At 66.9% G+C, this 20135-nt stretch carries 22 protein-coding genes; 6 read left to right on the top strand and 16 right to left on the bottom strand.

Annotated elements, in window-relative coordinates; translation table 11 throughout:
- The first annotated feature begins 110 nt into the window (after nucleotides 1-110).
- On the top strand, nucleotides 111-1406 hold the full coding sequence (tnpB, locus tag ACFWPX_RS20000; protein ID WP_378928736.1) for an IS607 family element RNA-guided endonuclease TnpB: 1296 nt from the start codon (nucleotides 111-113) through the stop codon (nucleotides 1404-1406).
- Complete coding sequence (locus ACFWPX_RS20005) at nucleotides 1403-2386, top strand: GAF domain-containing protein (RefSeq protein ID WP_378928663.1); 984 nt, start codon at nucleotides 1403-1405, stop codon at nucleotides 2384-2386. Before tnpB ends, ACFWPX_RS20005 begins: the two co-directional genes overlap by 4 nt.
- Here ACFWPX_RS20005 and ACFWPX_RS20010 read toward each other — a convergent pair whose 3' ends face one another.
- Entirely contained in the window at nucleotides 2387-3193 is an 807-nt protein-coding gene (locus tag ACFWPX_RS20010; RefSeq protein ID WP_378928664.1) for an S-methyl-5'-thioadenosine phosphorylase, read from the bottom strand.
- Between the two features lie 134 nt (nucleotides 3194-3327).
- On the opposite strand from ACFWPX_RS20010, the gene ACFWPX_RS20015 reads away from it, so the two are divergent.
- Entirely contained in the window at nucleotides 3328-3663 is a 336-nt protein-coding gene (locus ACFWPX_RS20015; RefSeq protein WP_063004986.1) for a metal-sensitive transcriptional regulator, read from the top strand.
- Nucleotides 3664-3723: 60 nt separating this feature from the next.
- On the opposite strand, the gene ACFWPX_RS20020 is transcribed toward ACFWPX_RS20015, so the two are convergent.
- From ACFWPX_RS20020 to infA, 14 genes are all read right to left on the bottom strand, one after another.
- Nucleotides 3724-4590, bottom strand: a complete 867-nt coding sequence (locus ACFWPX_RS20020; protein ID WP_378928665.1) for a nitrilase-related carbon-nitrogen hydrolase — start codon at nucleotides 4588-4590, stop codon at nucleotides 3724-3726.
- Between the two features lie 109 nt (nucleotides 4591-4699).
- Nucleotides 4700-5665 (bottom strand): helix-turn-helix domain-containing protein, encoded by a 966-nt coding sequence (locus tag ACFWPX_RS20025; protein ID WP_378928666.1) that lies wholly within the window; start codon nucleotides 5663-5665, stop codon nucleotides 4700-4702.
- Between the two features lie 239 nt (nucleotides 5666-5904).
- The gene (locus ACFWPX_RS20030) at nucleotides 5905-6855 is read right to left on the bottom strand and encodes a nitrilase-related carbon-nitrogen hydrolase (protein ID WP_378928667.1); all 951 of its coding nucleotides are present in this window, start codon (nucleotides 6853-6855) and stop codon (nucleotides 5905-5907) included.
- Between the two features lie 318 nt (nucleotides 6856-7173).
- Nucleotides 7174-8127: a helix-turn-helix domain-containing protein gene (locus ACFWPX_RS20035; RefSeq protein ID WP_378928668.1), complete on the bottom strand. Its 954-nt coding sequence runs from the start codon at nucleotides 8125-8127 to the stop codon at nucleotides 7174-7176.
- Nucleotides 8128-8373: 246 nt separating this feature from the next.
- A complete protein-coding gene (locus ACFWPX_RS20040) occupies nucleotides 8374-9351 on the bottom strand; it encodes a helix-turn-helix domain-containing protein (protein WP_378919044.1) in 978 nt (325 codons plus the stop codon).
- Between the two features lie 12 nt (nucleotides 9352-9363).
- Nucleotides 9364-9561 (bottom strand): hypothetical protein, encoded by a 198-nt coding sequence (locus tag ACFWPX_RS20045; RefSeq protein ID WP_378928669.1) that lies wholly within the window; start codon nucleotides 9559-9561, stop codon nucleotides 9364-9366.
- 216 nt (nucleotides 9562-9777) lie between these two features.
- Nucleotides 9778-10590: a tRNA pseudouridine(38-40) synthase TruA gene (gene truA, locus ACFWPX_RS20050; protein WP_378928738.1), complete on the bottom strand. Its 813-nt coding sequence runs from the start codon at nucleotides 10588-10590 to the stop codon at nucleotides 9778-9780.
- 102 nt (nucleotides 10591-10692) lie between these two features.
- Nucleotides 10693-11208 (bottom strand): 50S ribosomal protein L17, encoded by a 516-nt coding sequence (gene rplQ / locus ACFWPX_RS20055; RefSeq protein WP_378919046.1) that lies wholly within the window; start codon nucleotides 11206-11208, stop codon nucleotides 10693-10695.
- A gap of 21 nt (nucleotides 11209-11229) precedes the next feature.
- Nucleotides 11230-12288: a DNA-directed RNA polymerase subunit alpha gene (locus tag ACFWPX_RS20060; RefSeq protein ID WP_056818293.1), complete on the bottom strand. Its 1059-nt coding sequence runs from the start codon at nucleotides 12286-12288 to the stop codon at nucleotides 11230-11232.
- A gap of 91 nt (nucleotides 12289-12379) precedes the next feature.
- Nucleotides 12380-12985, bottom strand: coding sequence for a 30S ribosomal protein S4 (gene rpsD, locus ACFWPX_RS20065; protein ID WP_067448178.1), 606 nt, complete (start codon nucleotides 12983-12985; stop codon nucleotides 12380-12382).
- Nucleotides 12986-13008: 23 nt separating this feature from the next.
- On the bottom strand, nucleotides 13009-13422 hold the full coding sequence (gene rpsK, locus ACFWPX_RS20070; protein WP_019045110.1) for a 30S ribosomal protein S11: 414 nt from the start codon (nucleotides 13420-13422) through the stop codon (nucleotides 13009-13011).
- A 9-nt stretch (nucleotides 13423-13431) separates the two neighbouring features.
- Nucleotides 13432-13803 carry a 30S ribosomal protein S13 gene (gene rpsM / locus ACFWPX_RS20075; protein ID WP_378598303.1) on the bottom strand — a complete coding sequence of 124 codons (372 nt, stop codon included), beginning with the start codon at nucleotides 13801-13803 and terminating at the stop codon, nucleotides 13432-13434.
- 210 nt (nucleotides 13804-14013) lie between these two features.
- The gene (rpmJ, locus tag ACFWPX_RS20080) at nucleotides 14014-14127 is read right to left on the bottom strand and encodes a 50S ribosomal protein L36 (protein ID WP_056818299.1); all 114 of its coding nucleotides are present in this window, start codon (nucleotides 14125-14127) and stop codon (nucleotides 14014-14016) included.
- Between the two features lie 145 nt (nucleotides 14128-14272).
- Nucleotides 14273-14494 carry a translation initiation factor IF-1 gene (gene infA / locus ACFWPX_RS20085; protein WP_003418601.1) on the bottom strand — a complete coding sequence of 74 codons (222 nt, stop codon included), beginning with the start codon at nucleotides 14492-14494 and terminating at the stop codon, nucleotides 14273-14275.
- Between the two features lie 341 nt (nucleotides 14495-14835).
- Here infA and ACFWPX_RS20090 point away from each other — a divergent pair, with 341 nt between their 5' ends.
- On the top strand, nucleotides 14836-18024 hold the full coding sequence (locus ACFWPX_RS20090; RefSeq protein ID WP_378928670.1) for an AAA family ATPase: 3189 nt from the start codon (nucleotides 14836-14838) through the stop codon (nucleotides 18022-18024).
- A gap of 22 nt (nucleotides 18025-18046) precedes the next feature.
- Here ACFWPX_RS20090 and ACFWPX_RS20095 read toward each other — a convergent pair whose 3' ends face one another.
- Nucleotides 18047-18529, bottom strand: a complete 483-nt coding sequence (locus tag ACFWPX_RS20095; protein ID WP_378919051.1) for a DUF4254 domain-containing protein — start codon at nucleotides 18527-18529, stop codon at nucleotides 18047-18049.
- 191 nt (nucleotides 18530-18720) lie between these two features.
- Here ACFWPX_RS20095 and ACFWPX_RS20100 point away from each other — a divergent pair, with 191 nt between their 5' ends.
- On the top strand, nucleotides 18721-19530 hold the full coding sequence (locus ACFWPX_RS20100; protein ID WP_378928671.1) for a GntR family transcriptional regulator: 810 nt from the start codon (nucleotides 18721-18723) through the stop codon (nucleotides 19528-19530).
- Complete coding sequence (locus tag ACFWPX_RS20105) at nucleotides 19527-20123, top strand: GNAT family N-acetyltransferase (RefSeq protein WP_378928672.1); 597 nt, start codon at nucleotides 19527-19529, stop codon at nucleotides 20121-20123. The genes ACFWPX_RS20100 and ACFWPX_RS20105 overlap by 4 nt, the downstream gene beginning before the upstream one ends.
- Nucleotides 20124-20135 lie beyond the last annotated feature (12 nt).

Genomic DNA, 20135 nt, shown 5'->3' on the forward strand with positions numbered 1-20135 from the left:
AAGTTGGCTGAGTGGACCAGGCACAAGCAGCTCGGGGTAACCCCTGCGGCGGTTTCTCGCGACGGCCGAGCGGCTGATTCGGCCGCTGTCAGGGCCGGGTGAGCAGGCGCATGACGACGTTTCAGATCCCCGACGGTTGGACCGCCCAAGCGTACCGGTTCGCGTTGGATCCCAGCCCGTCACAGGAACGTGCAATCCGCTCCCATTGCGGGGCAGCACGATTCGCACACAATCACATGCTCGCGCTGGTGAAAGCCGTCATCGATCAAAGGTCCTCAGAGCGTTCCTATGGTGTGCCCGACAACGAGATGACCCCTGTGCTCGGCTGGAGTCTGGCGGCGTTGCGTAAGAAGTGGAACACCCGCAAGAACACGGTCGCACCGTGGTGGGCAGAGAACTCCAAAGAGGCATACAACAGTGGATTAGACGGCCTCGCACGAGGATTGAACGCATGGTCCGCGTCGAGAAGCGGTGTGCGAGCAGGCGCCAAAATCGGGTTCCCTCGTTTCAAGCCCAAGCATCGGGTGGTGAACTCGGTCCGGTTCACCACCGGCGCAATCCGAGTGAACCTCGACCGACACCACGTCACACTGCCAGTACTCGGCACGATCCACACCCACGAATCGACCCGTAAGTTGGCACGCCGTATCGAGGCGGGAACCGCACGCATTCTGTCCGCGACAGTCAAATACGACGGTCAACGCTGGTACTGTGCGTTCGCGGTGATCGTGGAAGGCAAACACGGTGGCGACCGAGCTCGCCGATCACCGCATCCGGTGGTGGGTGTCGATGTCGGAGTGAAAGACCTGCTGGTCGTCGCAGCAGCGGACGGCACCGAGATAGAGCGCGTGCCGGCACCGAAACCGCTGACCGCCGCGCAAACGAGGCTGCGGGTGTTGCAACGCAAAGCCGCACGGCAGCAAGGTCGTTGGGACCAGACGACCGAATCCCGCCAGGACCCGTCGAAGCAGTGGGTGCGCACCCAAGCTCGCATCGCGAAAACCCATGCTCGTGTAGCGAACATCCGCCGCAACGAGCTCCACGCCGCCACCACCAGACTCGCTCGCAACCACGCCGTGATCGTTGTCGAAGACCTCAACGTCGCTGGAATGTCTCGCCGTGGCGGTGCCTACAAGCAGGGGTTGAACCGGGCGATCGGTGACGCCGCGCTCGGCCGGATACGGACCTTGCTCGGCTACAAGACCACCTGGAACCAGGCACGGCTCGTCACTGCGGATCGATGGTTTCCTTCTATTCGAACGTGTTCGCGCTGTCAGGCGATAACCAAGCTGGCATTGCGTGACCGTGTATATCACTGTCGTAATGGGTGTCCGCCGATTGATCGGGATACCAATGCGGCGATCAACCTCGCCCGCCTCACTCTTCAGGTAACGGGTCGCACGTGATTATCGGACGTTGGCAGTTGGTGGAGACGTTGGGGACACCGCAGACTTGGTCGATGTTGACCGCGGGCACTACGCCGCGTGAGTGGGCGTCGTATCAGCGGGCGATTCCGGCTCGGCTGCAGCCATTGATCGCGGCCGCGCATGATACGGGGGCGCCGGTGGAGGAGGTGCTGCCGAAGTCGCGTAATCCTTGGTCGGAGTTGCGGTTTCGTGCTGTGCCGGTGCTGTGGCCCGGATCCACCGCGCATGCGGTGAAGGTGTGGGTCGGGCCGGAGGTGCCGCGGGACGAACTGCGCGTCGCACCGTTCCAGGTCGACGCGCGCGCCCGCGTGATGCGCACCCATCCCGCCGGGCTCGGGCCCCATTTCGGTTCGGCGCCGGTCGAATACAGCGGTGCCGAGCCGTTCCAGCGCATCGAGCGTTTCGATCAGGCCCTGGAATTCGTTGCCACGATGTACCGTTCGGACCCACGGAGCCGATGGTCGGGAGTCGCCACCGTGCACTCGCGGATCGGCCCGCGTTCACTGTTGGTGGCCGCGCGCAACGGCAGCGGCGACCAGCAGCGGTTCGCGTGGCGTGGGGTCGCCGTCGATGTCACCGACAGCATTGCCCCACAACACAAGTCGTTCGAGGCCGCGACGCTCGAGTTGCTGCGCGAATCCCGGCCCGGCCTGTATCTGGTCATCCTCGACACCGCGCAGGTTCGCGCGGTGCGATGGGTCACCGAGCCGATGCCGGGCCTGACGTGGCGCGGGGTCGACGAGCGAACCGTCCCGCATCCCGACGACCGGCCGAGGATCGCCGCACTGCGCGCCGAGGTACTGGCCGGTGCCACGCACGCCGGGCTGAGCGGATTGCGGCTGGCGGCCGAGTCGGGTGGCTGGCTCACCGTCGACGTCGAGGTGTCACCGCTGCCCAGCGGCGGCACGGCACCTGCCTTCATGCTCGCGCAGTTGCAGGTCACCGCGCCGCCGGGATGATCAGGGCAGTTCGAAGGGCAGCGATACCCCGGCGTGCACGCGGCAGCGCTCGCAGGTGTCGGTGCCGTCTACCGCGCTGATCGCGCGACGCATGAGCTCCTTGAACGGTCCGAGGTTCTTCTTGAACTCGGCGAACACGTCGACCGCGTGCACGCCTGCGCCCTCTTCGAGGCCGGCGTCCAAGTCGGTGACGAGAGCGACTGCGGCGTAGCACATTTCGAGTTCGCGGGCGAGGACAGCTTCGGGGTGTCCGGTCATGTTGACCAGGTCCCAGCCCTGCCCGGCGAACCAGCGGCTCTCGGCGCGGGTGGAGAAACGAGGGCCCTGCACCACGACCATCGTGCCGGAATCCTCGACCCGAAGCTCACCCGCCGACTTCACCGCGGCCGCGCGCAGGTCGTCGCAGTAGGGATCAGCGAAGGAGACATGGACGCCGCCACCGTCGAAGTAGGTCTGCGGGCGACCCGAGGTCCGGTCGACGAGCTGATCCGGCACCGCCACGGTGCCCGGACCCCAATCGGCGCGCAGGCTGCCGACCGCGCACGGCGCGAACACCCGGCGTACCCCGAGCGCGCGCAGCGCCCACATATTCGCCTGGTAGGGCAGGGTGTGGGGCGCGAACTCGTGCTGCTTGCCGTGCCGCGGCAGGAAGGCGACGGCACGGCCTTCGACCTCCCCGATCGCGACCGGCGCACTCGGCGCGCCATACGGTGTGTCGACCTCGACGTGCACCGCGTCGTGGTCGAAGAAGTCATAGAAACCGCTGCCGCCGATGACGGCGAGTGCGGGCCGGGGAAGCGAACTCATAGCGCCGATTCTTCCGCCAGGGCCGACCGCACGCAGCACCGGGGACCTGTCATCTGACAATTCCACCGCGAAACTGTACCCTAGGGGGGTATTAGTTCGCCACGCGAGCTACCAGGCAGGCGAGGAGACCTTCGGTGACAACACCCACCCCCGACACCGCGACCGGCGACGAGCACGCGGGCCACGCAGGCCACGGCTACATCACCGCCAAGGACGACTACCTCAAGCGACTTCGCCGCATCGAGGGCCAGTCGCGCGGGCTCCAGCGGATGGTCGAAGAGGAGAAATACTGCATCGACATCCTCACCCAGGTCTCCGCCATGACCAAGGCGCTGCAGGCCGTCGCGATGGGGCTGCTCGAGGACCACATCTCGCACTGCGTCGTCGATGCCGCGGTGGCCGGTGGACCCGAGGCCGAAGCCAAGATCAAAGAGGCCACCGACGCGATCGCACGACTCGTACGGTCCTGAGCCCCGAGCGCTGGCTCAGTCAACGTTTCGCGGACTGTTCGCACACGACCGGAGGTTCGGCTAGCCGGCCACCCGCATATCGGTCCACCGGTTGCCCGACTCGTCGAGCACGAGGTCGGCGAACAGCAGCCCCGACTTGCCGGGCGGCAGCGGCGGCGCCAGATCGCGGCCGTCCGGGCCGAGGATCCTGGCCACCCCACCACCACCGCTGAGCAGCAGATGTTGCGGCGAACGCGCGTCGACGACCGACCAGCCGGTCATCGGCACCAGCGCCGTCGGCGCGATCACCACGACCCCGCCCTCGCGCGCGTACTGCTCGGCGACCGTGCTGTTCACCGCGACCACGACATCGTCGCCGACCTCGTGATACACGGTGAATCCAGAGAACGCGGCAACGTGGACCTGCTCCCGCCACAGGTCCACGCGCCGGTCCGGGCACAGATGATCGGCTCCCCCCAGGACGCCGACCCGGCCCAGTTCGGTGTGGTAAACCACCGACGGCGCCACACCGTCGGCGAAGACTTCACGTTCCAGTGGCGTCGGCCGTTGCTTGCGAGCCACCCGTACCTGTCCGTCCGGGCCGATCATCGCCTGCGCCATGTAGATTTCGTCGCCGGCCCGCTCGGCGAACCCGAGCACCACCCGCACCTGAGCCCACTGTGCCGCGTCCGCGATGGCAGCCATCTCGGCGCCATCTCTGGTCATCGAGTTGGCGAGATATCGCGACCGGAACTCCGACCCCCAGTCCACCGAGTTCAGCCACAACCACCACGGATACCCGGGCAGAAAGACCTCAGGGAACGCGACCAGCTGGGCCCCACCGGCGCCGGCGTCCTCGATGAAACCTATCGTCTGCGCGACACCGGCGGGCAGATGCAGCCACGCAGGCTCGGCCTGCACCGCCGCCGCCCTGATCTGAATCGGCATCGTGATCGCTCCTCGCACCGCACTGGTCCAACGAAATCCAGTGTGATGCCGCAGCGTTCGTGTCTACAGTCCTACCGCGCCAAGCCTCTGACAATCGGCGCCACGTTGGTCAGCCGATGTGCGACTGCCGATATTCGCCGGGCGTCATCCCGGTTTCCCGCTGGAACACGCGGTAGAAGTGCCGTTCCGAGGCGAATCCCGAGGCGAACGCGACCGCCGCGGGCGGGTGGCTGCTGTTGCCGGCCAACAGTTCCTGCGCATGCGTCACTCGCAAGCTGCGCAGGGTGGTACCGAGGCTGTCGCCGGTGCCGTCGAAGATTCGAAAAAGCGTGCGGCGCGAGATGTGGCAGGCTGCCGCGACCTCATCAACGGTCAATTCCGGGTCGGTGCAGCGCTTTCGGAGGTAGACCAGGACGTGTTCGCGGCTGAGCGCGTCGGCGGGCGCCTCGGTAGGTTCGCTTCCCGCGGCGAGCAGCACCGCCGAGCCGAGGAGGTCGAGCGCGCTGCGGGCCAGGATGTCGGCCTGCGCGGGCAATTGCGCGCGGACTCGGGCGAGCTCACGAAAGTAGGTGGCCACCACACCCGCCGGACTGCCCGGAGCAATCACGGTAGCCGTCGGTATGCGGACCTCACCGAGCCCCGGCCGCAGGCGGAGCAGCCGTGTCGGCACTCGCACGAGCACCTGCTCGTAGGACATACTGTCGTGCCAGAGCGAGGGCCGCGCGGTATCGAGAAACGTCATCTCACCCGGCTTCAGCAGCACTGAGCGGCCGTCCTGCGTGAGTCTGGCCTGACCGGCGACCTGAATGCTGACCAGCAGGTATTCCTCGTCCGCGCAGGCTACATGCGTCTTGGTGCGCCGGAATTCCTGATTCCCACCCGCGAGCGCGGTCAGCGAGAAGTCGGCGGCGCCGGGCAACGCACTGCTGGTGAGCCTGCCGAACGTGGGTGCGTCCAACGTGGGATCGAGCGCGAGTGGGAAATACGTCTTCGTCATCAACGCTTCCCACTGCTCGAACTCCGCGCTGCGCGGTGTCGGCGCCGAGAACTCCAGCGTCGTCGCTTCGTTCGCCACAGGCGCCTCCGGAAACGAGAGTCAGGCATGCCGTCCCCGCGGCATCGCCCAAAGAATACCCTCGAATGCAATTGCAAATGCAATTTCATTTATCCCCTGAACAGGGAGAACCTCTCTGCGCAAGCCCCTTTCAGTACCCTCCGATACGAGTGCCGCAGGCCGATCGCGACACGGTCGCCGCACTCCACCACACCACCGGCGCCGAACTCGAGGTCGGCCTCGAACAGCTGAGGTGGTTCTCAGGCCCCCGCGAGTCCGGCGCGCACCGGCTCGCGCCGCACGACCCGACCGCTGGACCCCCGAAGGGGCTGCAAGCGCTCGCCGCGCGGCACAGCAGGCGCGGCCATGCGTACCGCGCGGCCGAGATCGAGATCGGCGTAGAGCAGGCCCTCGTGGCCTTCGGCGAGTGGCGTGGCGAGTTCGAGCCCACCGGGTCCGAAGATCCGCGAGACCCCGCCACCGCCACGGAGCAGGCGCCGCTCGGGCGAACGCGCGTCGACGACCTCCCAGCCCGCCACTGGCACGACCGCGACGGGCGCGATGACGTGGGTCGACCCGTCCATCGCGTAGCGGACACTGGCGGCGGTGTTGAGATCGGGCCCCCATTCCTTGCCCTCCCCGTAGTACACGGTGAAGCCCGACCACGCCGACACGTGGATCTGCTCGCGCTGTTCGTGCAGCTGTCCGCGCAGGTCCGCGCGCAGATGATCGGCGCCGCCGAGCACACCGATCCGGCCGTGCACGGTGTCGCGGACCAGCGGTCCACCGCCCGGCGAGACACTGAAGACAGTGCGCTCGAGCCCGGTCGGTTCAGCCTTGCGAGCGACGGCGATGGTGCCGTCGGCGTCGATCAGAGCTTGAGACATGAAGACCTCGCGTCCGGCCCGCTCGGCGAAGCCGATCGAGACGTGCAGGCCCTTGCGGCGGGCCGCGTACGCGATGGCGCGCAGTTCGGGGCCGTCGGCGGTCAGCGCGTTGGCCAGGTACCTGGCCAGGAATTCCTCACCCCAATCGACCGAATTGAGCCACATCCACCACGGAAATCCGGGCAGGAACGTCTCCGGAAAAGCGATCAGTTGCGCGCCGCCACGTTCAGCCGACTCGATATATTCGATTGTCTGTTCGACTCCGGCGGACAGATTCAACCATTTCGGCTCGGCCTGCACCGCTGCCACGCGTACCCGACTCATCGTGCCCCCTTGTCGCTCAACCAGTGAAGAGTGTTCAATTCACTCTCTCGCAGAATGGCGCGATACAAACTGTCATCCTGTGCCAGCCGACTGACGGTCTGTGCCAATCCGCCGTTTACGGTCGGAAATCCGTTTCAGCGCGCGCAATTCGGGTTCACTGCAACCTCAACATGAGTCTTGCTAAGAGTTTGGCGAAGCGGCGGCCATTCTTCAAGAGGGTGCCTGCATCGGGCAGTCCAATACAGCCACGCCACTCCGACGTCGAACCAGTCGGGAAAGGGGGCCTGACGATGGACAGTCTTGCGATGAAAGGTGGGATCAGATAGACAGCGCACTCGTCGCGATCATCCGGAATTCGCCGGGGGTCATCCCCGTCTCCATCCGGAAGGCACGGAAGAAATGGCGTTCGGAGGCGAAGCCTGACGCGAGCGCGACTGTCGCCGTCGCCCGGCCGGGATAGCGGGCCAGCAGCGTGCGCGCGCATTCCACCCGCATGCGCCGCAGCACGGCACTGAGCCCGTCCTCCACGTCACCGAACAGCCGGTACAGCGTTCGTCGCGACACCAGACAGGCTCGCGCGATGTCGTCGATCGTCAGGCTCGGGTCGGCGCATCTGGTCCGCATGAAAGCGAGCACCTGCTCGCGCGACAGCGCCTGCGCGGGCTCACCCGACGGGATGTCCCCCGAGGCCAGCCGGACCGCGGAGGCGAGCAGTTTGACACCGCTGTCGGCCAGCACGGTCGCGTGGCCAGGGGCGCTCTCCTGGATGCGGGCAAGATCGCGGAAGAATCCGGCGACCACACCGCCCGCGCTGTCGGCGGTGACCGTCACTGCGGTCGGCAACGGGGTATTACTACCGGAGCCGAGCTGTTGACGCAGAACCTCGAGTGGTGTCTGCACGACGACCTGCGCCCATGGAGCGCCCAGGTCCCAGTGATACGGGCGAGAGGTGTCGTAGAAGACCATGTCGCCGGGCCGCACCAACGCCACCCGACCGTCCTGGTGCAGCAATCCCGAACCCTCGGTGAGGATGGAGACCAGGAGGAATTCACCCTCGGTCTTCGCGATTCCGCGGGTGGTGCGGCGGATGCGCTGGGCGCCCGCGCTGATCGTCGACAGATCGAAGCCGGGCTGGCTGGTGCGTTCGATCCGGCCGTGGAAGGCACCGTCATCGCAGGGGTCGACCATCAGCGGGACATAGCTCTCCGAGAGCAGCGACTCCCATTCGGCAAAAGATTCGCTGCTTCCGGCACGGGTCTCCGCAACCTCCACGCCAACCACCTCGCTCCCTATCCGAACCGAACAGCAAACAGTTGGCGTCGCACAATCGGCGGGCTCGCCCTGCACCGAGCCTGCCAGATCGACCGACTCGTTTCCATCGAATGTTTCCGAACGGGATGGTTGACCGTCATCGGAACGGCATCTAGCACTGGCAATTGCAGCGGATATCCAGCCCGAGTATTTCAGGGTGAATACTCCATGTGAGGCATATCACTCCACGAGGTGGAGCGTCCGTCGTCAGCCGACGTGGGTGCCGGAACGAGCAACTACTCGGTACTCACCCGGTGTCATACCGGTCGCAGCCTGGAACGCACGATAGAACTGCCGCTCGGTGGCGAATCCCGACGCGGTCGCCACTGCCGCCACCGAGCGGAAATCGGCCGCCGCGAGCAACACCCTGGCCCGTTCCAGCCGCATTCCGCGCAAGACAGCGCCGAGTCCGCCCTCGAACTCCGCGACCACCCGATAGAGCGTGCGCCGCGACACGCCGCAGGCGTCCGCGATCCGGTCGATGGTCAACCCGGGGTCGGTGAAGTTGGCACGCAAATAGTCGAGCACCTGCTGGCCGTTCACCGCCGCGATCTGCGCCCGCCCGGGTCGCCCGCCCGACGCGATGGTGGCCGCCGCACCGAGTAGGTCGATTCCGCTGCCCGCGAGCACTGCCGCCGCCGCCGGATCTGTGCTGTGCAGCTGGGCGACCCGCTGGAAGAATCTGGCCAGCATGAGCCCGACGCCGCCCTCGCCGATAACCGTCCCGGCAGGCAGGAGGTCGTCACGAACCCCGAGATAGTCGACGACCTGCTGCCGGGGCACCCGGATGGTGAGATCCTCGATCATGCCGTCCGAGCGCCACAGGATCGGCTGCGAGGTGTCGTAGAAGATCATCGCGCCCTGCGTCAGCTCGACGCGGTTTCCCGCGTGCTCCACCTGAGCGCGCCCCGCCAGTACGACGCTACCGATGACATGCAAATCATCGGCCCTGGCGATGTGCCGTCGCGTCCGGCGCAATTCGTGCCCCTCGGCAACCACTGTGCCCACGGAGATATCGCCGAAGTCGGCCGACCTGATCCGCCCCTCGAACGCGCGCGGCACGGTCGGCGCGATCGACACCTCGGTAATCGCACCGGCGACCAGCTGCTCCCAGTACCCGAACGCGTCCGGCACCGCGATCCGATCGGTCGAGCAGATCTCGGGGAAACCCTCGAACGCCGTCATCGCCCGATCTCGCTATTCCACCGCGACAGGGCGCAGGCTCGCCCGCTCGTGCGGCCCGTCGGACTCCCACCGATTGAGGCGCCCGCTGTCGACGAATACCATTTCGTCCGGCCGCAATTCGGCCATTCGGCTGCCCTGCGTGAGCTGGCCTCGAAACGACAGCTCCGGACCGATCGGCTCAATTGTTACGGGCACGTAAGTGTTCGACATGACCGCTTCCCATCATCGATCGACGCGGCCGAGGAGGTATCCCACGAGAGAAATCTAGCATCGCTACGACTACCACACCGATATCGTGAGCGCCACCACCGAAAACCAGCACAGTTACAAAGAAGTCGCCTTCTTTCTATTGGCCGAAAACTGTCTCGAACAATATCGAATCGCCACTCGGCTTATGTGATGCCACAACGAGAACAGATATGGCAATCAATCGCCGCAGCAGCCGCCTTCGGGTGCGGGCACAGTTCTGGTTTCGCGAGTTTGAATGTTGCGGGCGGCGAGGTCGGCGTCGGCGGGGTAGTCGACGGCGATCAGGCTCAGCCCGTGAGCGGGGGCGACGGTAACCGAGCTGGAGCGTTCGGTTTCGGCGAGCAGGGTCGTGGTCCATTCGGGGGTGCGCCGGCCCTCACCGACCGCTAGAACGGCGCCGACAAGGCTGCGCACCATCGACCAGCAGAAGGCGTCGGCGCTGACGTAGGCGGTGAGCAGGTCGCCGTCGCGTTCCCAGTCGAAGCGCTGGAGTTCGCGGATGGTGGTGGCACCCTCGCGTCTGCGGCAGAAGGCGGCGAAATTGTGCAGGCCCAGCAGGTTTCGGGACGCGGCCCGCATAGCCTCGAGGTCGACGCCGGGCTTGCACGGCACCACACCGCGAGCCTGCAACGGCTGCGCGCCATAGGGGGCGGTGGTGAGCCGGTAGGCGTAGTGGCGGCGCATCGCGGAGAAGCGTGCGTCGAACTCGGGCGGTGCGGTGCGGATTTCGGTGATCCGCACGTCCTTGGGCAGGAACTTGGCCATGCGGTACATCAACTTGTCGGCGTCGAATTCGGCCACCGTGTCGAAGTGCGCGACCTGACCTTCGGCGTGCACGCCCGCGTCGGTACGCCCGGCGACCGTCAGCACGATCGGCTCACGCAACACCTTCGACAGCGACTCCTCGAGCACACCCTGCACAGTGCGTAACCCCGGCTGACGTGCCCAGCCGATGAAGTCGGTGCCGTCGTAACTGATCCCGAGCCGCACCCGAGTCGACGTCTCATCCATCGCAACCTCCCGAAATCACGCACAGAAAGAGCCGAGCCCGCCACCCACGAAGGGTGACGGGCTCGGCAGAACTCCTGAGAATCAGGCGTCCTTCTTGTCCTCGGTGGCCTCGTCGGCGGCCGGGGCGTCAGCCACGGTCTCGTCGGCGACGGTCTCCTCGACGACCTCAGCGGCCGGAGCCTCTTCGGTCTTCTGCGAAGCGGCGACACGACGGGCCCGATCGGCCTCGTTGGTCACGGTCTTCTCGCGAACGAGCTCGATGATGGCCATCGGCGCGTTGTCACCCTTGCGCGGCAGCGCCTTGGTGATACGCGTGTAGCCACCCTCGCGACCCTCGAACGAGGGGCCGATGTCGGCGAACAGGACGTGGACGACGTCCTTGTTGCGGATGTCCTTCATGACCTCACGACGGTCGGCAAGGCTGCCGGCCTTCGCCTTGGTGATGATCTTCTCGGCGTAGGGACGCACCGCCTTGGCCTTGGCCTCGGTGGTCGTGATCCGACCGTGCTCGAAAAGCGCCGTGGCCAGGTTGGCGAAGATCGCCTTCTGGTGCGACGCCGAGCCGCCGAACCGGCGGCCCTTCTTGGGCTTGGGCATTGTGGGTTTCTCCTGGGCGTATTAAAGCTGTTCGGTTTCGGCGTAGTCCTGCTCGCCGCCGTCGGTATCACTGAACGTGCCGCTGTCGCTCCACGTTCCGGTGCTCGCGTCGTAACCCACCACGGAGGACGGGTCGAACGACGCCGGGCTGTCCTTGAGCGAGAGGCCGAGCGTGTGCAGCTTGACCTTCACCTCGTCGATGGACTTCTGGCCGAAGTTGCGGATGTCGAGCAGGTCCGACTCGGTACGGGCGACAAGCTCGCCCACCGTGTGCACACCCTCGCGCTTGAGGCAGTTGTAGGACCGGACGGTGAGGTCCAGGTCCTCGATCGGCAGACCGAAGGAGGCGATGTGATCCGCCTCGGCCGGGCTGGGGCCGATCTCGATGCCCTCGGCTTCGACGTTGAGCTCACGGGCCAGGCCGAAGAGCTCGACCAGGGTCTTACCGGCCGAAGCCAGCGCGTCCCGGGCCGTGATGGAGTTCTTGGTCTCCACGTCGAGGATGAGACGGTCGAAGTCGGTGCGCTGCTCGACACGGGTGGCCTCGACCTTGTAGGTCACCTTGAGCACCGGGGAGTAGATCGAATCCACCGGGATCCGGCCGATTTCCGCGCCGGTCGCCTTGTTCTGCACGGCGGGCACGTAACCGCGACCCCGCTCGACGACGAGCTCGATCTCGAGCTTGCCCTTGTCGTTGAGGGTGGCGATGTGCATGTCCGGGTTGTGCACGATGACGCCGGCGGGCGGGACGATGTCACCGGCGGTGACGGTGCCCGGGCCCTGCTTACGCACGTACATGGTGACCGGCTCGTCCTCTTCCGAGGACACGACCAGACCCTTGAGGTTCAGGATGATGTCGGTGACATCTTCCTTCACGCCGGGAACGGTGGTGAACTCGTGCAGGACGCCGTCGATGCGGATGCTCGTGACCGCGGCCCCCGGGATGGAGGACAGCAGGGTACGACGCAGCGAGTTGCCGAGGGTGTAACCGAAGCCCGGCTCGAGGGGTTCGATGGTGAACTTCGAGCGGTTCTCCGCCACAACCTCTTCGGTCAGTGTCGGACGCTGGGAAATCAGCATGAGGATCTACTTCCTGTTCAGGGCATCCGCTATTTGATGCCTCGTCAGTGATTGCGGGGGCCGCCGCGTGGCGACCCCCACCGTTAAGCGATTACTTCGAGTAGTACTCGACGATGAGCTGTTCCTGCAGCGGCACATCGATCTGCGCGCGCTCGGGCAGCTGGTGCACCAGGATGCGCAGGCGGCCGGGGACGACCTGCAGCCAACCGGGGACCGGACGGTCGCCGACGGTCTCGCGAGCCACCTGGAACGGCAGCGTCGGGAGCGACTTCTCCTTGACATCGATGATGTCGTACTGGGAGACCTGGTAGCTGGGGACGTTCACCTTGACACCGTTGACGATGAAGTGACCGTGGCTGACCAGCTGACGGGCCTGACGACGGGTACGAGCCAGACCGGCGCGGTACACGACGTTGTCCAGACGAGCCTCGAGCAGACGGAGCAGGTTGTCGCCGGTCTTACCCTTGAGGCGGTTGGCCTCTTCGTAGTAACGACGGAACTGCTTCTCCATGACGCCGTACGAGAAGCGAGCCTTCTGCTTCTCCTGCAGCTGCATGAGGTACTCGGATTCCTTGATCCGCGCGCGGCCGTGCTGGCCGGGCGGGTAAGGACGACGCTCGAACGCCTGGTCGCCTCCGACGAGGTCGACGCGCAGACGACGCGACTTGCGGGTGATGGGGCCTGTATAACGTGCCATTTGTTATCTGTTCCTTTCCCGCTTTAGACGCGACGCCGCTTGGGCGGACGGCAGCCGTTGTGCGGCTGCGGAGTGACATCGGAGATCGAGCCCACTTCCAGGCCTGCGGCCTGCAGCGAACGGATCGCGGTCTCGCGGCCCGAACCCGGGCCCTTCACGAACACGTCGACCTTCTTGACGCCGTTCTCCTGCGCCTTGCGGGCAGCGTTCTCGGCAGCGAGCTGCGCGGCGAACGGGGTGCTCTTACGCGAACCCTTGAAACCGACGTGACCCGACGACGCCCACGAGATGACATTGCCCTCGGGGTCGGTGATCGAGACGATGGTGTTGTTGAACGTGCTCTTGATGTGCGCGTGGCCGTGCGGGATGTTCTTCTTATCCCGGCGACGCGACTTCTGAGTCTTCTTCGGGCCAGCGGCCCGGCTCTTCGGAGGCATACGCTATCCCTACTTCTTCTTGCCGGCGACGGTCTTCTTCGGACCCTTGCGCGTACGCGCGTTGGTCTTGGTGCGCTGACCACGAACGGGCAGGCCACGACGGTGGCGGATGCCCTGGTAGCAGCCGATCTCGATCTTGCGGCGAATATCGGCCTGAACCTCGCGGCGCAGGTCACCTTCGACCTTGTAGTCCGAGGCTTCGATGTAATCGCGAAGCTTCGACAGGTCGTCGTCGCTGAGATCCTTGGAGCGCAGGTCCGGGCTGACGCCCGTCTCGGCCAGGATCTGGGTGGCGCGGGTGCGCCCGATTCCGAAAATGTAGGTCAGCGCGATCTCCATGCGCTTTTCGCGCGGGAGATCAACGCCCATCAGACGTGCCATGTGGCAGGTTCCTTAATGGTTGCGGAGGTCTGCTCCCCGTCCGTCCCCCCGTGTAAGAAATGGGGGCACCGGCCTCCGTGCCGGTGGATGGCGCGCACACGTGCGTACGCGCTGGATCTGGGAGTTCTTCTTTCGGTCAGTCCGATCAGACGATCGGTGCCCGGTGGTGCTGCATAGAACGGCCCCTCGGCAAGCCTCGGGAACGCTGTCTCAGCCCTGACGCTGCTTGTGGCGCAGGTTGTCGCAGATCACCATGACCCGACCATGACGGCGGATCACCTTGCACTTCTCGCAGATCTTCTTGACGCTCGGATTAACCTTCACGTCAGTCCAATCTTGTATTGGTCCACACAGGTGGTGTGAACACAGTTTTTCCCCAGCCAGAGGACTGGGGAAGTCTGGTGTGCGCCCCGTTGCCGGGACACTGTGCGACGCCGCGCGCCGGTAGGGCTCGCGACGCCGTCAGGCATCACTTGTAGCGGTAGACAATCCGGCCGCGTGAGAGGTCGTACGGCGACAGCTCGACGACCACGCGGTCTTCCGGAAGGATACGAATGTAGTGCTGCCGCATCTTTCCGCTGATGTGCGCGAGAACCTTGTGACCGTTCTCGAGCTCGATCCGGAACATCGCATTGGGCAGCGGCTCGACAACTCGACCCTCGACCTCGATGGCCCCGTCTTTCTTCGCCATATCCTCCGCGATCCCGGTTACGCTCAACCTGAGTTTGGATTACTCGTGCTGCTCACTCGCAACGGTCGACGACGATCGGTCGACATGCATGCGAACAGTCGGCGCATAGGTGCACCGCCGCTCAAGCTTACCGGGCCGGGCGGCCAGAGGCAAAAGTGCCCCGAACCGTACACCTCGATCGGGCCCGCCGCTGCGCTATCCACACTGCCGCTGCGCTCTATCCGTAGCCCGATCCGGAGCCATGAGGCGCCCACCACGGCGATGGGGTTGTCGCGTAAACTCACCGGCGTCGGAGAAGTGGGTCGATCAGATCGGGGGACCCTGGTGAGCGAGGCGTGCCGGTGAGCCGCAACAACGACAGCCTCCCCATGCTGCCGCCGTGGCTGTCGGAGAGCGACGTCACACAGGTCGGTTACGAGGCTCCGGTCGAGAACCTGCCGCAGGACGACGAGATCGATGAGGCACCCAAACGCCGCCGCTTCATGGGCCGTGGTGACGATGCCGCGCGCAAGGACAAGGGCAGGCGCCGCCGCAAGGACCGTGAGTCCGAGGAAGAGGCCGCCCAGCAGCAGCCCGCACGGCCTGCCGAACCCGTCGACCAGCGCCGCCATGCCGAGCCGAACCAGTCCGGTTCCGGCTGGGCCACCCCGCAGCAGCCCGCGAACCCGCTGATTCCCGGCCCCTCCCACCAGCAGCCGCGCGGCGAAGAACAGCCACGTCAGCAGCCCACCTACGACCAGCCGCCCCATCAGTCCGGCCGCGAGCAGCAGCCGACCCAGGGACAGGGCTCGTACCAGCAGCCGACCCAGGGACAGGGCTCGTACCAGCAGCCGACCCGCGAGCAGTCCCCACAGCAGCAGGCAGGCCGCGAGCCGCAGGCGGGCCAGTATCAGCAGCCGCACCAGCAGGCTGCCCAGAACCCCCTGGCGCCGCCGACCAGCGCGCCGCCGTCATCGACGGATCCGGCGCCGCGGCCGGACACCCACGGCCAGATCCCCGGGCCTTCGGCTGCGGATCCGGCGCCGTGGGCAGGCGGCCAGGCGTCCTCGACCAGTTCGGCCCCTTGGTCGACGGGTCAGCCACCGGCGAATCCCGCGCTGCCTTCGGCCGGCGCGCCGCTTCCGCCTTCGCCCACCAGCGGGCATCCGCACGCAGGTCCGGCCACACCCGCGCCGAGCACCGAGGCGGCGGATCACGCCGCGAACGCACTCCCGACGCGTACACCGGCACCGCCGTCGAACGGCTTCACCCCGCTCGGCCCGAACCAGCAGCGCCCCGACCTTCCCCCGCCCCCTCCCCTGCCGGACCCGCCCGCGCGGCCGACCCAGGCCCCACCACGCCTGACCGTCCCGCCGCAGCCGACCGCCGCCGAGCCGCGGCCGGTCACCGCGGACCGGGAAGTCGAGCAGGCAGGCCACACGGCACCCCAACCGGTGCCGCCTCGCGACGAAGTCGGACAACCCACCACCGACACGCCGTCGACCTCCGCGCACCGTGCGGCCGAGTTGGAATCGCCGCCGGCGCCGTCGTTCCAGGAGGCCGAGCAGGCCACGCCGTCTCGCGAGGCCGCCAACGACGTGCCCGAATCGGCCACGGCGACAACACCAGCACCCGCCGCGGAGCCCCCCGCAGCGCAGACGACCGGTGCGCGTCATTCGGCTGCCGGATCGATGCCCGACGAGGACGCCCCCGCGAACACCGCAGTCGATTCGCAGCTGGGACCCGCGCAGGCAGGCCCCCTGGCCCCGCAGGCCACCAGCGAGTCGGCACCGCAGCGCCACGCAGCGCAGACGCCGCCGAATTACTCGACTCCCGAAGCATCCCCGGAGGCGGGACGTTCGGATGCCCGATCCCCGCATGCCGCAGGCGAATCCGCGCCACCGCACGGGTCGCCTTACAGCTCCGGCGAGGCCGGTGTTCCGCAGCGGGCGCCGGGTACCGAGCAGCGGTCGCCGTACGCGTCCGGCGAGAACGTGCCGCCGCAGGCTTATCCTGCGACGCAATACAACTCGGTTCCCGGCGATCCCACGCCGGTCGCGCCGATGCACGCGCCGGATGGGCGGACCGAGGTCTACCGGTCCGATGATCCTCGACTGCAAAGCGGTGAGGCGAGCGGGCAGGGTGGCGCGCAAACCGGTTACCGCTCGGGTGAATTCGTGCAGGCGGCCGACGCCGCGTCGCCGTATCCCCGCCCGGACGGCACCCCCGCCCAGCACCAGCAGCCCGACGGTCTGCCCACATACGGACCCGATGGCGTCGCCCCTCGACCCGAGGGTGCGGCACCGCAGTATCGGCCCGACGCCGCTCCCGCGCAGCACCCCGACGGCGCACCCGCGCAGCAGCAGTATCGGCCCGACGGCTCCCCTGCTCCGCAGTACCAGCAGCCGAATCAGGGGATGCCGCAACAGTTCCCCCCGAACGGTCCGGCCCAGCAGTACCAGCACCCCAACGGCCCCGGCCAGCAGTTCCAGCCCGACGGCACCCCCGCGCAGCAGTACCAGCAGCCCAACGCGGCCCCGCAGCAGTACCAGCAGCCGGGCAACTACCAGCAGGGCCAGCAGCAGCCATACGGCCAACCCGGTTGGGGCGCACAGCCACAGGGCTACCAGCCCTCGCTCGACGATGTCCCGGTCAAGCGGGCCAAGAAGGCTCCGGGCAGCGGTTGGCGCAAGGCCGTGCACCACGCGTCCGGCGGTGCGATCAACCCGGGCATGTCCGCGGAGGAACTGCGCCTGCAGGAACTCGTGGCCCGTATCCGCCAACCCGTGCGCGGCGACTACCGGATCGCGGTCCTCTCGCTGAAGGGTGGCGTCGGCAAGACGACCACAACGACCGGCATCGGCTCGATCTTCGCCTCGATCCGCGGCGACCGAGTCATCGCCGTCGACGCCAATCCCGACTTCGGCACCCTGTCGCAGCGAGTAGCCATCCAAACCCGCTCGACAGTGCGCGACCTGCTGCTCGACCCCTCGATCCAGCGCTACTCCGACGTCCGCAGGCACACCTCCCAGGGCTCTAGCCGCCTGGAAGTCCTTGCCAGCGAACGTGATCCGGCCGCGTCCGAAGCGTTCAACGACGAGGAATACCGGGCCGTAGCCCGCATCCTGCAGCGCTTCTACAACATCATCCTCACCGATTGCGGCACCGGACTGATGCACTCGGCGATGGGCGGGGTCCTCGACCTCGCCCACTCCCTGGTGCTGATCTCGTCGGCCGCCATCGACGGTGCTCGCAGCGCCGCCGCGACCCTGGATTGGCTGTCGCTGCACGGCCACGACCACCTGGTCCGCAACGCGGTGGTCGTCATCAACCTCCCCCGCGAGGGCTCACCCAATGTCGGCATCCAGCAGCTGCGCGAGTACTTCCTGTCCCGCTGCCGTGCCGTCCACATCATCCCCTTCGACGAGCACCTCTCCGAGGGCGCCGAAATCGACCTGCACCGCCTGCACAAGACCACCAAGCGCGCCTATGTGGAACTGGCGGCGACGGTGGCCGACGAGTTCGGCGTACACCACCACCGCCTCGGCTGACACACACGACCGCGGCGCTGGTTCACCACTCCGGCAACCGCCTGCGCCCGGCCAGAATGTCACGCACCAGGTCGTCGTAGGCGTCGGCCAGTTCGGCCAGGTGGTGCCACGCACAGTGCAGCATCTCGTCGTTGGCGGCCAACGTCATCAGGGCATGGTGCGCTCGCACCGAAGCCTCGGCCATGCGGTCGATGACCGAGCCGACGGTCTCGGTGTGCAGCGTCGCGCCGAGCCGGTGCTGCGGCACTGTCCGTAGCACCCAGTCGTCGATCGCCAGCACCAGTTCACTACGTCGACAGTCGATTTCGCGCAGGACCACCGGATCGGTGTCGACCCGTCCCCCGCGCCCGACAATGCGTTTCTCGTGCAGCACGGCCAGATCGCGTGCGAACCAGAGCAGCGGCCCACCGATCACCCGATGTCCGCGACACGCCCGGACGAGAATGTCGGAGAGGGGTAACGGACCGGTAGCAGCCGGGTGCCCGGCGGTATCGACACTCCGCACTGTGTCAGGGAAAGCCATTACAACTGTTGAACTCTCCGAACCAGCCACGTTGCCTCGCCGTCATCGCCGCAGAGCACCGGATCAGGACGTTCATTACAATAAACCTCGCAAGCTTTCTGTCAAGCATTACTCGGCCGTAGGTAACCGATACGAGTACACTTCGTTACCTGCACGACCTACCGAGGAGCATGATGGCGGACGGTCCGACCTATCTCCGGATCGCGAACCTTCTCCGTGAGGAGATCCGTGCGGGCACATGGAAACCGGGCGATCGCCTGCCGAGTCACTCCGAGCTCGCCGCCCAGATGCAGGTCTCGATCACCACTTCGCGCAACGCGATTCAGGTGCTGGTCGCTGAAAATCTTGTCTACACAGCGACTTCCCGCGGCACCATCGTGCGAAACCAGGAAGTGCTGGAATCGGTGGTCACCGACCACATCCGTCGCGATCGGCCCAAGTCGGCGCACGACATCTTCTCCGAGATCGCGCGCGCGGCCAACCGCGAACCGTCCAAGCAATTCAGCACCAGGATGGAACCCGCGAACACCGAAGTCGCACGCTGGCTCGGCGTCGCCGCCGACTCGTGGGTGCTCGCGCGGACGGTCGTGCAGTACCTCGACCACGAACCGTGGTCGTGGGAGGTGAGCTTCTACCCCCGCGACCTCGCCGAAGCAGCCGGCATCGACTCCCCCCATGACATCCCCGAGGGCACCACCCGCCGCCTGGCCGACCGCGGCTACGGCGAGACCGCCCACCGCGATACCGTGCTTGCCCGCGCCGCCACCGCCGAAGAAGCGGCGGTACTCGGCGTCGCCACCGGCACCGTCCTGCTCGACCACCTGCGCATCGGCGCCAACCACGAACGCGTCACCCGCGCCACCCGCCACCGTTCCCTGGCAGGCCGCAATCAGCTGGCCTACCAGCTCGGCGACACCACCGGCACCGACGTCATCGCCCGCACCCTCGGCATCGCACCCGGGTTGGCCGTCGCGCTGCCATGACGGTGCGCCTGCGCCCGGCCACCCTGGGCGACCTGCCGCTGATCTGCCGCCTGCGCGTCCAGCGCACGTCGTGGCTGACGGCGCGCGGGTCGGATCAGTGGACGGTGGCGGGCCGCGGGCGGCCGATCGAGATCTTCGCGGGCGCGGTCGGGCGGGCACTGGATCGCGGTGAGACGTGGATCGCGGAGGTCGACGGTGAGCCCGCGGGGACGATCACGGTCAACCATCGGGCCGATCACGGGCTGTGGTCGGCCTGGGAGCTGGCCGAGTCGGTGATCGTGCATTTCATGATCGTCGACCTGCGGTTCGCGGGTCGACGGGTCGGTGATCACCTGCTGGCGCACGCTGCCGCACTGGCCGATGACGAGCACCGCCTGTGGGTCCGCCTCGACGCCTGGACCACCAACACCGAGCTCCACGACTACTACCGCCGTGCGGGCTTCGCGCTGGCGCGGGTCGCGGGGCCGGTCGCCACCGGACCGTCGAAAGCCCTGTTCGAACGGCAGACGAGGACGTGGCCGCCCCGGTTGCCGCCGACATTCACCACCGCGGGCGCGCAGTGCAGGCTCTCGGCGGCCTCCCTCCGGGACTGAACGGCGGTCCCG

This window comes from Nocardia sp. NPDC058518 (assembly GCF_042719655.1).
Taxonomy (GTDB): Bacteria; Actinomycetota; Actinomycetes; order Mycobacteriales; family Mycobacteriaceae; genus Nocardia.

Coding starts and splice junctions, on each gene's coding strand:
- tnpB (WP_378928736.1), top strand. CDS start 111: ATGACGACGTTTCAGATCCCCGACGGTTGGACCGCCCAAGCGTACCGG.
- ACFWPX_RS20010 (WP_378928664.1), bottom strand. CDS start 3,193: ATGAGTTCGCTTCCCCGGCCCGCACTCGCCGTCATCGGCGGCAGCGGT.
- ACFWPX_RS20020 (WP_378928665.1), bottom strand. CDS start 4,590: ATGCCGATTCAGATCAGGGCGGCGGCGGTGCAGGCCGAGCCTGCGTGG.
- ACFWPX_RS20030 (WP_378928667.1), bottom strand. CDS start 6,855: ATGAGTCGGGTACGCGTGGCAGCGGTGCAGGCCGAGCCGAAATGGTTG.
- ACFWPX_RS20040 (WP_378919044.1), bottom strand. CDS start 9,351: ATGACGGCGTTCGAGGGTTTCCCCGAGATCTGCTCGACCGATCGGATC.
- ACFWPX_RS20045 (WP_378928669.1), bottom strand. CDS start 9,561: ATGTCGAACACTTACGTGCCCGTAACAATTGAGCCGATCGGTCCGGAG.
- rplQ (WP_378919046.1), bottom strand. CDS start 11,208: ATGCCCAAGCCCAAGAAGGGCCGCCGGTTCGGCGGCTCGGCGTCGCAC.
- ACFWPX_RS20060 (WP_056818293.1), bottom strand. CDS start 12,288: ATGCTGATTTCCCAGCGTCCGACACTGACCGAAGAGGTTGTGGCGGAG.
- rpsD (WP_067448178.1), bottom strand. CDS start 12,985: ATGGCACGTTATACAGGCCCCATCACCCGCAAGTCGCGTCGTCTGCGC.
- rpsK (WP_019045110.1), bottom strand. CDS start 13,422: ATGCCTCCGAAGAGCCGGGCCGCTGGCCCGAAGAAGACTCAGAAGTCG.
- rpsM (WP_378598303.1), bottom strand. CDS start 13,803: ATGGCACGTCTGATGGGCGTTGATCTCCCGCGCGAAAAGCGCATGGAG.
- infA (WP_003418601.1), bottom strand. CDS start 14,494: ATGGCGAAGAAAGACGGGGCCATCGAGGTCGAGGGTCGAGTTGTCGAG.
- ACFWPX_RS20100 (WP_378928671.1), top strand. CDS start 18,721: ATGGCGGACGGTCCGACCTATCTCCGGATCGCGAACCTTCTCCGTGAG.
- ACFWPX_RS20105 (WP_378928672.1), top strand. CDS start 19,527: ATGACGGTGCGCCTGCGCCCGGCCACCCTGGGCGACCTGCCGCTGATC.